Below are 13,191 nucleotides of genomic sequence, written 5' to 3'. Positions count from 1 at the left end.
ATTATTGGCTTTTTATCAAAGATTTTATGAGGTTATAATCAATTTTTTAATGCTTAATTCGATAATTTAAAATAAATTTGAGTTAGGATAACTGGCACAGTTTTTAGTGAAATAGATTTATGCAAAAATTAGTACTCTCACAATCTTTAGGACAACGTTTGTCTCCACAGCAAATTCAGTTTATTAAACTGCTGCAAGTACCTACTGCTGAGCTGGATACGAGAATTGAAGAAGAGTTGGAGATCAACCCGGCTCTTGAGGAAGGGAAGGAAGAGCCAGAGGAGGATAATTATGAAGAGGATTACGAGGAGGAGGCAACAGATGATTTTGATATAGAAGATTACCTTCATGACGATGAAGCTGGATATAAAATGCAGGGTGACGGAAATGGACAAGAGGAAGAAAAGGAAATGCCAATTGCTATGGGTACCACATTGAATGACCAATTGATGACCCAATTAGGCTTTATAGGACTTGACAAGAATCAGTATAAAATAGGGAAGCAATTGATAGGTAGCATTGAAAGTGATGGCTACATTCGAAGGGATATAGGTGCTATAGTGAATGACTTAGCTTTTTCTCAAAATGTGAATACGGACGAGGATGAAGTGGAAAGCATTTTGTCTAAAATTCAAGATTTTGACCCAGCTGGAATTGCTGCGCGTAATTTAGAGGAATGTTTATTACTTCAATTGGAGAGGAAAATTGACCAATCAAAAGCAGTTGAGCTAGCTTACCGAATTATAGATGAATGCTTTGAAGAATTTTCAAAAAAGCACTACGAGAAAATCGTTAAAAAGCTTGATATAGAAGATGAGAATTTATTTAAAGATGCAATAGATACTATTAAACGTTTGAACCCGAAACCGGGTGGTTCTGGCTCAGGAGCAGTTAGGACACAGTTTTTAATGCCCGACTTTATTCTCACTCATCAGAACGGAGATTTAGTCATTACTTTGAATTCCAGAAATGCACCTGATTTAAGAGTGAGTCCTTCTTATTCAGAAATGTTGAAGGCCTATGATAAAGGAGATAAAAAAGATAAAAAACTAAAAGAAACTGTTGGATTTGTCAAGCAGAAACTGGACGCTGCAAAATGGTTTATTGATGCGATCAAACAAAGACAGTTTACTTTATTGAATACCATGCAAGCCATTTTGGAATATCAATACGAGTTTTTCAAAGAGGGAGATGAAAGTAAGTTGCGCCCAATGATTTTGAAAGATATCGCTGAGAAAATTGATATGGATATATCTACTGTTTCCAGGGTGGCCAATAGTAAATCTGTACAAACAGAATTTGGCATATATCCACTGAAATACTTCTTCTCAGAAGGAATCGCTACGGAATCAGGAGAAGATGTAAGCTCTAGAGAAGTGAAAAACACTTTAAGAGGCTTTATCGATAAAGAAGATAAAAGCAAACCTTTATCGGATGATAAACTAGAAAAATTATTGAAAGAAAAAGGCTATAAAATTGCCCGAAGGACAGTAGCAAAGTATAGAGAGCAATTGAATATTCCAGTTGCTAGGTTAAGAAAAGAGTTGTAGTGGGAAGATTCTGGGCACATTTCATATCAATTGTTTTTCAACCCTTGCTTATTCCAAGCTATATATTTTTAGGGATTTTGTTTTTTCTGCCTTTCAGTTTGAATATGACAGGCGACTTAGCATGGAGGTTCTTATCCATGGTTTTTATGACCACTTTCCTAATCCCGTTAATGGGAATGTTGCTTTTAAAATTCACTCGAAATATTACTAATCTCAATATGGAAGACCGAAAGGAGCGTGTCTTTCCCTTTTTGTTTAATGCCATTTTCTATGGGGCCACAACTTATCTTTTTTGGGAGAAATTTAGATTTCCTAATTTAGTTACCATCATTTTACTTTCAATAACAATAAGTATCGTTCTTTTGACCATTATTACTATATGGTGGAAAATTAGTGCGCATGCAATAGCTATTGCAGGTGCTACAGGGATTTATTTGGCTTTATTGATTAAATCAGAGCCTTCGAATTTGTATTATGCAGTTGTCTTATGTTTTTTATTTTGTGGTTTGGTGGGGAGTGCTCGATTGAAACTATCTGCTCATGATAGTAAACAAGTATGGTTTGGTTTCTTAATTGGGTTTTTTGTAAATTTCCTTACAATTTTGATTTTTAATTAATTACTGCTTTTAGATGACAGGTTTTTTGCTAAAGAGGGAAATAGTTATAATTTTATTATTTCCTGCTGGTGCAAATCTGTGAGATTGCCCTTAAAGGGACTTCAATGTTATAAAGTTCAGCTTGAAAATCTCATCTTTTAATAAAATCTTGGAAAATAATCTTAGTTATTTTCTTTTATGTTCTTTTGTTACTTTTGTGGTGAAAATTTACAGGTAGTAATAGAAAAAGCTAATAATACTCTTTACCACAAAAGAGACAAAAGAAAACAATAGTTTTTTCGCTTTAGCGAAAAACTTGTAGTTAAATATTTTTATGGTAATAGCATACTAGGAGATTTTAGGGGATATTTATCGAGGTTACCTAAGTGTCTGCTAGTGAAATTAAATATTATTGTAAAGTAATAATGAATATTTAATATTGTAATTATTAGAATCAATTTAAAGAATGTAAATAATGTACGAGTTTTTAAAATATGAACTTCAAGATGGGGTCTGTACCATCACTTTTAATCGTCCAGACTTCTATAATGCTTTTAATGATGGCATTAGTTATGAGTTTCAAAAAGCTCTAAAAGACGCTGGCAAAGACCCAGACGTGAGGGTAATTGTAATAACAGGAGAGGGTAAGGCTTTTAGTTCTGGACAAGATTTAAAATCTGCCAGAGATGAGGATGATAAAATGTTTTATAACTCTTTAGAGAAGAGATATAACCCCATAATCAGAGCAATGCGAAAATTACCAAAGCCTATTATTGCCCGATTGAACGGTGTGGCAGCAGGTGCTGGCTGTTCTTTGGCTTTGGCTGCTGATATGATTATTGCAGCAGAATCTTCTAAGATGATTGAGGTCTTTATCAATATTGGATTGGTTCCTGATTCAGGTTCGTCTTTTTTCTTACCCAATTTGGTAGGTTATCAAAAAGCATTCGAATTATGTGCTATGGGTACCAAAATTACTGCACATGAAGCCCATGAGTTAGGAATTGTCAATAAAGTTGTAAAAGATGAGGATTTGGACGCTGCAGTTAAATCCTATACAGATTATTTCGCTAAAGCACCTACCAAATCTATTGGAATGATTAAAAAAATGTTGAACAAGGCAGCCACATCTTCTTTGGATGATATGTTGGAATATGAAAAATATTCACAACAAATAGCTGGTAGTTCAGCCGATTATAAGGAAGGAAAGCAGGCCTTTTTGGATAAAAGAAAGCCTGAGTTTAAAGGGAATTAGAATATAGTTTTATTAAGATATTATTAAAAGCCTGCAGATTTTTTAAAATTGCAGGCTTTTCGTTTTTTATAGTTTAGTCTTTACTTTTCCCCAGTCTTTGATCTGCCAATATATTTTACCGGTGCTTAAGTGATTATTGTTTTTATCATATAGTTTGATTTCACACGGGATGACCACAGCATCATCATTTTCCAAGGGTTTTTCCACCTCTTTTTTTACCCAATCTTCATCTATAGAAAATTCAGCAAAGGCATCCATTTTAGCTTGGAAATGATATTCCATTTCAAGTTTTTGCATGATGATGCGATATTTTTTTACATCCAACTTATATAGAATCATTAAGCCTGTAGTGTATTCTGAAATGGTAGCCATGGCACAAGCATGAATCCCTTTAATATGATTTAGATTCCTTTTTTTATAGGGTAATTTGGTGAGGATTTTATCTTTTGAAATTTTAATGATCTTAAATCCATGAGGCTTGTTAAATGGTATCATTCTATTTAATCCTTGATTTAATAACCATAAATAAAATCTCGAATGTTGTGCTTTATTAACGATGGTAGTCAAGTTCATGAAATTGAGTGTTTAGTAGATTGAATTGAATTTGAAAATGATTTTTTAAAAATACTTTTCACTTTATGAAGCAATCTCGTAGAATTAGCCCTACTTTTCAACTGTTGATAAAAATTTATTATGCATGCTGAGTTTTTGGGAAAGAGAAAGTTTGTCGAGATATGACTACATTATAGTAGGAGGAGGGATAGTCGGTTGTTCTACAGCCTATCATTTGAAAAAAAAATATCCAAGAGCTGAAATTGCTATTATTGAGCGAGGTGTGTTTCCTAGTGGTGCCAGTTCTAAAAATGCTGGCTTCGCTTGTTTTGGAAGTTTGACTGAATTGGTAGATGATAGAAATGGTTTAAGTGAGGAACAGCAATTGGCACTAGTTGAAAAGAGATGGAAGGGACTGGATTTACTGAAAAATATTTTGGGAGAACATAACGTAGGGTATGAGGCTAATGGTGGTTTCGAATTGATTAGAAAAGCCGAAATGCCAGCTTTGGAGTACTTGGATCATTACAATCAATTGTTAAAAAGCATATTTAAAGTAGATGTTTACAGATTAGAGCCTAGACTGATTCAGGAATATGGCTTCAATAAGAATTCGTTAGAGACTATAGTATCGAATCCATTTGAAGGTCAAATAGATACGGGTAAGATGATCAATAGTTGGTGGACTCTATGCAGTGAAATGGGAATTAAAATTATTACCGGTTGTGAAGTCGTAGACTTTGAAGAGCAGCATGATTTTATTATCCTCAATACCAAGTCAGGAAATCAATCTGTGCAACTTAAGGCTAATCAAATGGCAATTTGTACCAATGCCTTTGCACAAAAATGGTTTGGAAAGGAAGATATTAATCCAGGCAGAGGAATGGTAATGATTACTCACCCCATAAAGGATTTAAAATTTAAAGGTGTCTTTCATTATGATGAAGGCTACTTTTATTTCAGAAATGTAGGAAAAAGAGTGCTGATTGGTGGAGGAAGAAATTTGGACAAATCAGTTGAAGACACCACTGATTTTGGTATCAATCCGAAAATTAGGTCCGCAATTATTTCCGATATGGAGGAGTTGATTTTGCCTGATCAGGAATTTTCGATTGATATGGAGTGGTCAGGAATAATGGCATTTGGTAAAACGAAATCACCAATTATCAAAAAAGTATCTGATAAAATAGCAATTGGAGTTAGATTGGGTGGAATGGGAGTAGCCATTGGTACTCAAGTTGGGCAGGAATTACACGAATTGCTTGCTGACTGATAACTTATTTTTATTATATTTCGAATTCATTTTAAATTAATATTTTGATTTAACTTACATGACTGACAAGCAGCCCAAGCCAAAATTACTCCAAGCATTAATTCCGATAGTTTTTTTAATTTCACTGTTAAGCTTAAATGTTTACTTTTTTGGCGATGGAACTTTAGACGGATCCAATCAAATTGCTTTAATCTTATCCGCTGGGGTCGCTGCAATTATTGCCTTGAAAGTGGGTTTTAAATGGACAACAATGCTTGACGGCATAGTGAGCAGTATAAGCTCAGCTATGTCTTCCATACTAATTCTACTGTTGATTGGATCATTGGCAGGAACGTGGTTATTAAGCGGAATTGTACCCGCTATGATTTATTATGGATTGAATATTTTGAATCCAACCATCTTCCTTTTTGCTGCATGTATTGTGAGTGCAATAGTTTCGGTTGCTACAGGAAGTTCTTGGAGTACAATTGCGACATTAGGATTGGCATTATTAGGGATTGGACAAACCTTAGGTTTGAGCGAGGGCGTTGTTGCAGGTGCCATTATTTCTGGTGCTTATTTTGGAGATAAAATGTCTCCATTAAGCGATACAACTAACTTGGCGCCTGCTATGGCAGGTACTGACTTATTTACCCATATTCGATATATGGCTTATACCACAATTCCATCAATAGTAATTGCTTTAATCATATTCTTAGTTCTCGGTTTTTTAAATAGTTCTGAAGCAGATATAGAGCAGGTAGGATTAGTTCAAGCTGCCATTTTAGATAAATTTAACATCAATCTGTGGTTATTTTTAGTGCCAGCTGTTGTCATTTTTATGATTGTGAAGAAAATTTCTGCAATTCCTGCTTTATTGATCGGTTCTTTGCTAGGAGGAGTGTTTGCCATTATTTTTCAGCCCGAGATTATTGAAATCATCTCAGGGGGAGGGGCGAATTTCTTCGAGCAATCGTATAAAGCGGTAATGCTATCCATGTATGGAGATATAAGCATCACTACCAATAATCAAATGGTTAATGAATTGTTGTCGACCGGGGGTATGGCTGGAATGTTAAATACTATTTGGTTGATTGTTTGTGCTATGGTTTTTGGCGGAGTTATGGAATCGACCAAAATGTTACAAGTAATTACTGCTTCTATTATTAAATTAGCGAATTCAACAGGCTCTTTAGTAGCCTCAACTGCCGGAACTTGTGTTTTCTTTAATGTAACAGCTTCCGATCAATATTTGGCGATAGTGGTGCCGGGACGAATGTTTGCAGAAACTTATAAAGAGCGAGGTTTAAAACCGGAAGTATTAAGTAGAACTTTAGAGGATTCAGGAACTGTTACCAGTGTGTTGATCCCTTGGAATACTTGTGGAGCTACGCAATCATCAGTTTTGGGCGTTTCAACCTGGACTTATGCACCTTATGCGTTTTTCAATATTATAAGTCCTTTTATGACGATACTATTCGCATACCTTAACATTAAAATTAGAAGATTTACGGATAAATGAATTTTGTAAAAGAGATTTCAAAAGAAGAAATCAATGATTTGCCACTTTGGAAATTTGAAGGGGAAATCACATTGGTAGAAAAGGACGAAGATTGGGAAGAAGTGATTCCGAAATTATGGAGAGCTGACGTTTTGGGCTTCGATACAGAAGCAAAACCTGTATTCAAAAAAGGACAATACAATCCTGTTTCTCTGATTCAATTGGCTACTGAAGAGGAGGTTTTTCTAATTCGAAACTTAATGTGTGGTTTCCATGGAGAATTGGTCAGAATATTTGAAGATCCTTCTATTATTAAAACAGGTGCAGCGATTCACGATGATTTAAAAGACCTTCAAAAATTAAGGAAGTTTAGGCCAGAGAGTTTTGAAGATATAGGCTCTATTGCGAGAGAAAACGGGATGTTACAGAGCGGGGCTAAAAACCTGACCGCCATTTTTCTGGAGAAAAGAATTTCAAAAGCGCAGCAAACCTCCAATTGGGAAAAAACAGAACTGACCCAGGCTCAAATTGATTATGCGGCTACTGATGCCTATTTGGGCTTGAAAGTCTATGAGGTTTACGAAAGGATTGGCTGGGTTTAAATAATCGCATTTAAAGGCTATTCAGGGTCTTTATTTCAGTTCTTATGCTTCGGTCCGATCGATTCTTCCCATTTCTATAATCATAATTTTGATGATTTATGTAATAGTAAACCAATGGATAGAGAGTTTCATTGAATAATTGTAGAAGATTACGTCTTGCGACTATTTTGGATTGTATCGTTTTATACGGAGTTTTCGTAAGATCAATTCCATGAGAACATTAGTGATAGGAGATATACACGGGAATTATCAATCACTTAAAGCGGTCCTCCTTAAAGCAAATTTTGATATAGATAATGACCGATTAATATTTTTAGGCGATTACATTGACGGCTTTGAGCAGTCTGTAGAAGTAGTGGAACATTTAATTGATATAAACGAAAACTCTTCTTTTGAGAATATCTTTATAATGGGAAATCATGATTCTTGGATGATAGAAGCCCTAAATGAAGGACTAGAACAGTTTAGAAATCATGAATTTATTGAATCCAAGTATTCGTCATGGCTTAGGAATGATGGTTGGTCAACCTATTTGTCATATCTTAAATTAAGTGACGATGAAATTCTCAAACACAAAAGTAAATTTTACGATCTGTTAAAATATTTTCACATTATTGGTAAGAAGTTATATGTTCATGCTGGATTTGATCCTGATGTAGGATTTAGAATAACTAAAAATCAGAACCAGCAGGAATTTTTATGGAATAGAAGTCTTTTTGAAAGTGCTTATGCCAAATGGTCCCAAAGAAAGGGCAGAATTGATAAAAGGTTTGATCTCGCAAATGTTGAATTTGATACGATTTACATTGGCCATACCCCAACAGTAAAATTTGGTATCACCGAACCTGTAAAAATGGGGAATGTATTGAACTTGGATCAAGGTTGTAAAATAAATGGGAGATTAACCGCATGGATAGAGGAGCAAGAAACTTTTGTTCAATCTACAGTGGCCGAATAATTGGGGATTATGTTATGGCTATTTTAACATAATCCCAAAAGTATTAATTTTTACGTTTAATCAATGCTTTCTCAATATTTTCCAATCCTTCAACAAATAAGGTCATTTGCCCTATAATCTGTGACATCCTGTCGGAATCTCCTAACCCTCTAATTTTGTTGTTTTTCACAAATGTTTCTTTTATGGTATTCCACCTTTTAACCTTATCCTCATCTAAATTATCCATAAGCTCTGCTAATTTTAATAGATTAGCTTCGGCATCAGATGTTAAGGTTTGTGATTCGTTTTGATAGTGATCCAACAGTAACTGGGTTACCTCTTTATCTTCTAATATAGGAACCACCTGACTCATAAGTTTATTCATGTCACGGTAAGATCCTTGTAATTTAAATGGTGGCTCTACCCTATAATCATCACTCATAGCAGAAGATTTAATGTATTGGCCATTGACTTTTAATACCACATCTCTAATGAAAATGACTTTTTGAAGTACCTTCAGACAATCCTGTACTTCTTGAGGGGAAAGATTACCTTCCATTTCTGGAATATTCTGGTCATCATTTTCAATATATTTCACTAATTTATAAAGGTTTTCTAAGCCAAATTGCGTAATTGACTTCAGATAAGAGTTTGAAGTGAGTCCGTTTTCAATTAAACTTAATCGGAAAAGATCTTCTCTGTTTGAAGCAGTATCTCCCAAATTATATATATCAGCTCTATTTGATAGCATATCTGGGATTTGGAATTTGTCCCCGCTTTCGGTATAGGGATTACCTGCCATTACCACGCAAAAACGCTTTCCCCTAAAATCATAGGTTTTTGATTCACCATTAAAAACGCCTTCAATTTTCCTTTGTCCATCCGCAAGAGAAATAAATTTTTGTAAAAATTCAGGATTACAATGTTGGATATCATCTAAATAAAGCATCACATTATCACTCATCTCAAAAGCCAGATTTAGCTTTTGTAACTCCTGTCTAGTGGCAGCATTACGTGCTTCATTTGGATCTACGGAAGTTATTTCTTGACCTATAGACGGGCCATTGATTTTCATGAATATCAATCCTAGTCTATCTGCTACATACTCCATTAAGGTTGTTTTACCATAGCCCGGTGGTGAAATTAATAACAACATTCCCGAACGATCAGTACGTTTATCATTGCCATAAGCACCCATTTGCTTGGCAAAATTGGCTCCTATTAAAGGGAAATAAACCTGATTAATTAATTTGTTTCGGACAAATGAAGTAAGAACTTGAGTTTGAAATTCATGTAATCTTAACGTTTTTCTTTTTTCTTCTATAAGTTCGTGTTTGAGCTTTTGAAGCTCATAATATCGGGGTGTTACTTCTTTTACAAAGTGCGTTAATTTATTTACAAATTCATGGTAATTGAAAAGGTAAGTTTTTGTGGATTCATGCTCATCTTGTTCATTATTACCAATAACAGTTTTCAAATTTCCTATTTTTTCAATTCCTGAAATCGACTGCACCATTTTACTATCTGCAGAGTTGGTCATTATGAAACAAGCCACTTCATTTATAGTCCCATCAGCGCATTTATGTTTACTGTTTTCAACAAAAGAAATCACCCATTCTTTGCAGAGATGCCAATTTTCTGCTGGATGGTCTTTTAATTCCTTTTGAGCATCTTGGAAACTTAGGTCTGCATTTTTTGACTTCAGGTCTTTTTTAAAATCTTGTAAAATATCAAAAGCAAGTTTGTCTATTGTGAAACCATCTGAAAGTTGTTCTTCAGCCAGATAAATTGCTGCCTGATGAGAATTGGTGTTTTGAAGTAAAAGATTTTCTTTGGAGAAATTGTTTATTGCTGCACTAAGGTTTCCAATTAAATGAGTATGCTCTTTAGTATTTGGAAAAGCTTGCTTGAGTAAATTTACTAGTACAAATTGCTTTTTGAAATATGCTTTTTTTTCAGCGTCAGTAAAATGCCAAAATAATTGAGCCAAATTTCTAACATTCGAAGAGAAACGCAATAAACCTAAATCATTATGCTTCTGAATTAAGGTTTTTAATATTAAAAGCGCGTCATGGTCGTGAACTCCTTTCACATAGCCTTCACCATAATTTTCTGCAGTATATTGGGTGATTTCTTTCTTCAATTCAAGGTCTGTATATTTCTTACGCTGATTAAGTGAATTGAAAATCTTCCACGCTAAGTACTCTGTTCTGTTTACATTTTTATTTTCTGAAGGTAATTCCTGTTCCCATACATCTTTTAGATCATGAATTTTTGTGGCATCTATTGCCTCGTAGTAGGAGGTGCCGGTTAGATGATAAAAATACTTCTTATCCTTTATGACCAAAGCTAAATCTAATTTTTGATTGTTCGTTGCAAAACGGTATTCTCCTAGCTTTATAACGTTATTACCATCTTCAAAAAGTTCTTTTTTGTCTTTTAGGGCTCGTATTGCTTCTTGTTGAAGTACCTGAAGCCGATTTAATAAATCTTCTGATTTAGCTGAATCGCCTAACTTTTCTAATTGCTCAGCCACATCACGGACTTTGTCTATCATTAAATCGGAAGCGAAATAGCCATTTATTTCAATTTCAGTTTCAAAGCTGGAAGCTCTTGATTTTATCCCTTTTAAAATTCGCTCTGCTGATCCAAATAAAGAATTGGTTCTTTTGTTTCGGGCTTCGGTGAGGTTTACTTTTTTAGATTCAAAGGCAGCGTAAATTGACTCTCTTTTAACACTTATTTTTTCAGTGAATTCATCAAAATCTACAAATTTACTTTCAAGCTCTTCTAATTGGATCGATAATCTCGTAAGATATTCGTCACATTTTTGTGGATTGGTTGATAAATCAAGATAATTCACAACTGACTGCTCAAAAAGCGTCATTTGGGCTTGAAAATCTGCCCTAGCCTCACGCTCACCTAGTTGCCTTCGCTTGTTATTAAGTGCAACTCTTTGCTGATTGAGTTGTGCAAATATTAAGGAGATATTTTCAATAATTTGAGTTGAATGTGCTGTATCATCTACTTTAAGATTATTAACGATATCGATTAGTAATTCTAATTGTAGGGAAAGTTCATCGAACTCTTTTTCCAATTCTTTTGCTTCAATTACTTTTTTGAGTTCTTGAACTGATTCAACCAATGCATTCATTTGCTTTTGGTAGTAATCTAAGGCATTATCTTGTAAAAGAAATTTCACGCAGGCTTCAGAAAGTTCATTAGCTCTTTCAGCTATTTGACCTTCCATTTTTTCTACTAATTCCAAATCAATGTATCGGAGATTTTTCAACCCGATAATTTCTCCTCTAACACTTCTCATTTGAGAAAGCAAGGATATATATTCTTCTAGCGTTTCATAATTAGCTCTTCGCGTATCGAAAAGAATTTTTTCTACTTTTTCTTTTGTGTCAGATAAGGTATCATTTGTTTTTTTACGGATTTCCTTAACTTTTTCAAATTCATCAATAGCAGAAATGGCAATTTCCTTGACCTTTTTCAAAGGTTGATTTAAGCCTTCTGGGGAATCACCTTTTAACCAAAAATATCCATCTAGAATACCTTGGCTTCTTTTTTCAATATCCTCGTAAAGTCCGTTGTAACTGTCTTCTTTATTCAATAAAACCACAAGTTCTTGGATTTCGGCCATTGCATTTACAATCATCCTGTTCCCTATTTTGTAGAGCTCATGATCTTTAAATTCTTCATTAGGGATTAATTCTTTAGTGTAGGGCGTTTGCCAAATTTGAATTAAGTGTGTTTTACTGGGGTTCTTTTCAGTATTAAAGTAACACATTTCACCATCTGAAAATAAAGTGTATCCATTGCAGAAAATTGGAGTTTTTACGGTTTGCTCTATTACATTATAAGAGAGGATTACAAAATCGTGGTTCTTTTCCTCATAGAAAACGAATAGGTAATCTTCACCATTTGGGGATTGAATTTTCCTTAAGAATTGCACCCCTTCTATTCTTTTATCAAAAATTTTATTTTCTCCTGTTTGCAAATAATATCCATTGGATAAAATAATCCCTTGTTCATCTGGCAAAAGAATACCCGCATCTTTCAGCGTATCTACTCTTACAACTTTTTTAACCTTATAATTAAAAATGAAGTAGCGATTACTTTCTAAATAGGGTTTTATTTTAAGTAACACTAAATTACCCAAATCGCAGAATGAGACTTCAGCATCATCTAGTGATTGATCTCTTTGCTCAACATCTTCACTGTATATTCCAGCCCCATCATCCGTATTATCCTCTATTTTAATCGTTAGGTTGCCGTTAACTGTCTCAACAAACACTTTATCTGCAATAGAAATATGGGGATTTTTACCGGTCCTCTGCATGTCACGAGTGGCTTTTGACCAAGAAAACTCGTGCTGTGCAGGAAATTCTACTTCAGCCGCACTTCGGGAATCCACAAAAGTTAGTTTGTCATCTTCTATGTGCCATTTATAAGCTTTAATATCTGTAGGACTATCAGATAATTGAAAAACCATATACAGAAAGCTGCCTTTCTTGAAAAAACGAGAGAATTGAGTGTGTCGATAGAATTTATATAGATTTTGAAGTTCTTCTGAGAAAGTAGCATCTTTTAAGATATCAGAAGAAAGAGGATGAAATTCATTGTTTTCAAAATGGAAAACACTAAAAACATCATCAATCTCAAGAATTGATTTGAGACCTAATCTGACATTATATCCAAACAAACAAATTTTGCCAATAGAGATAATATCTCTTGCCAAGCAATTGTGCTCCGTTTTGATACGAACATTTGATAGAAGTTTAAAATCAACAGCCCCAAATATCTTCTGACGTTCTTTATTTAATTCTTGAAGTCTGTTAACGAGTTTTTCGCGTTGCTCCTGTAATCGGTTTTGGATGATTTCGTAGGTACCTCTTTCAATGTTATTATCCATAATCGGTTTATTCCCTGATCCTAAA

General features: G+C 34.4%; 9 protein-coding genes. 7 read left to right on the top strand and 2 right to left on the bottom strand.

What is annotated here, in order from left to right; all coding sequences use genetic code 11:
• Window positions 1-119 precede the first annotated feature (119 nt).
• The 3 genes from rpoN to Q3Y49_RS17645 all read left to right on the top strand — a co-directional run bounded on the left by rpoN (window position 120) and on the right by Q3Y49_RS17645 (window position 3,401).
• Window positions 120-1,550: an RNA polymerase factor sigma-54 gene (rpoN, locus tag Q3Y49_RS17655; RefSeq protein WP_303269958.1), complete on the top strand. Its 1,431-nt coding sequence runs from the start codon at window positions 120-122 to the stop codon at window positions 1,548-1,550.
• Window positions 1,550-2,167 carry a PA-phosphatase gene (locus Q3Y49_RS17650; RefSeq protein WP_303269957.1) on the top strand — a complete coding sequence of 206 codons (618 nt, stop codon included), beginning with the start codon at window positions 1,550-1,552 and terminating at the stop codon, window positions 2,165-2,167. The genes rpoN and Q3Y49_RS17650 overlap by 1 nt, the downstream gene beginning before the upstream one ends.
• A 454-nt stretch (window positions 2,168-2,621) precedes the next feature.
• A complete protein-coding gene (locus Q3Y49_RS17645) occupies window positions 2,622-3,401 on the top strand; it encodes an enoyl-CoA hydratase/isomerase family protein (protein WP_303269956.1) in 780 nt (259 codons plus the stop codon).
• A gap of 66 nt (window positions 3,402-3,467) precedes the next feature.
• On the opposite strand, the gene Q3Y49_RS17640 is transcribed toward Q3Y49_RS17645, so the two are convergent.
• Window positions 3,468-3,974 carry a DUF4442 domain-containing protein gene (locus Q3Y49_RS17640; protein WP_303269955.1) on the bottom strand — a complete coding sequence of 169 codons (507 nt, stop codon included), beginning with the start codon at window positions 3,972-3,974 and terminating at the stop codon, window positions 3,468-3,470.
• A gap of 124 nt (window positions 3,975-4,098) precedes the next feature.
• Between Q3Y49_RS17640 and Q3Y49_RS17635 the strand changes: the two genes are divergently transcribed.
• The 4 genes from Q3Y49_RS17635 (at window position 4,099) to Q3Y49_RS17620 (ending at window position 8,266) form a co-directional block, all read left to right on the top strand.
• Complete coding sequence (locus Q3Y49_RS17635) at window positions 4,099-5,226, top strand: NAD(P)/FAD-dependent oxidoreductase (protein ID WP_303269954.1); 1,128 nt, start codon at window positions 4,099-4,101, stop codon at window positions 5,224-5,226.
• 58 nt (window positions 5,227-5,284) lie between these two features.
• Window positions 5,285-6,727, top strand: a complete 1,443-nt coding sequence (nhaC, locus tag Q3Y49_RS17630; protein WP_303269953.1) for a Na+/H+ antiporter NhaC — start codon at window positions 5,285-5,287, stop codon at window positions 6,725-6,727.
• Window positions 6,724-7,308: a 3'-5' exonuclease gene (locus Q3Y49_RS17625; RefSeq protein WP_303269952.1), complete on the top strand. Its 585-nt coding sequence runs from the start codon at window positions 6,724-6,726 to the stop codon at window positions 7,306-7,308. The genes nhaC and Q3Y49_RS17625 overlap by 4 nt, the downstream gene beginning before the upstream one ends.
• 211 nt (window positions 7,309-7,519) lie before the next feature.
• Complete coding sequence (locus tag Q3Y49_RS17620) at window positions 7,520-8,266, top strand: metallophosphoesterase family protein (RefSeq protein WP_303269951.1); 747 nt, start codon at window positions 7,520-7,522, stop codon at window positions 8,264-8,266.
• A gap of 43 nt (window positions 8,267-8,309) precedes the next feature.
• On the opposite strand, the gene Q3Y49_RS17615 is transcribed toward Q3Y49_RS17620, so the two are convergent.
• Entirely contained in the window at window positions 8,310-13,166 is a 4,857-nt protein-coding gene (locus Q3Y49_RS17615; protein WP_303269950.1) for a DNA repair ATPase, read from the bottom strand.
• Window positions 13,167-13,191: the final 25 nt, after the last annotated feature.

Origin of the sequence: Marivirga harenae, from assembly GCF_030534335.1 — a bacterium.
In the GTDB taxonomy this organism is placed as follows: Bacteria; Bacteroidota; Bacteroidia; order Cytophagales; family Cyclobacteriaceae; genus Marivirga; species Marivirga harenae.
This window is presented reverse-complemented; position numbering and strand designations above follow the sequence as displayed.

Coding starts and splice junctions, on each gene's coding strand:
- rpoN (WP_303269958.1), top strand. CDS start 120: ATGCAAAAATTAGTACTCTCACAATCTTTAGGACAACGTTTGTCTCCA.
- Q3Y49_RS17645 (WP_303269956.1), top strand. CDS start 2,622: ATGTACGAGTTTTTAAAATATGAACTTCAAGATGGGGTCTGTACCATC.
- Q3Y49_RS17640 (WP_303269955.1), bottom strand. CDS start 3,974: ATGAACTTGACTACCATCGTTAATAAAGCACAACATTCGAGATTTTAT.
- Q3Y49_RS17635 (WP_303269954.1), top strand. CDS start 4,099: ATGCTGAGTTTTTGGGAAAGAGAAAGTTTGTCGAGATATGACTACATT.
- nhaC (WP_303269953.1), top strand. CDS start 5,285: ATGACTGACAAGCAGCCCAAGCCAAAATTACTCCAAGCATTAATTCCG.
- Q3Y49_RS17625 (WP_303269952.1), top strand. CDS start 6,724: ATGAATTTTGTAAAAGAGATTTCAAAAGAAGAAATCAATGATTTGCCA.
- Q3Y49_RS17620 (WP_303269951.1), top strand. CDS start 7,520: ATGAGAACATTAGTGATAGGAGATATACACGGGAATTATCAATCACTT.
- Q3Y49_RS17615 (WP_303269950.1), bottom strand. CDS start 13,166: ATGGATAATAACATTGAAAGAGGTACCTACGAAATCATCCAAAACCGA.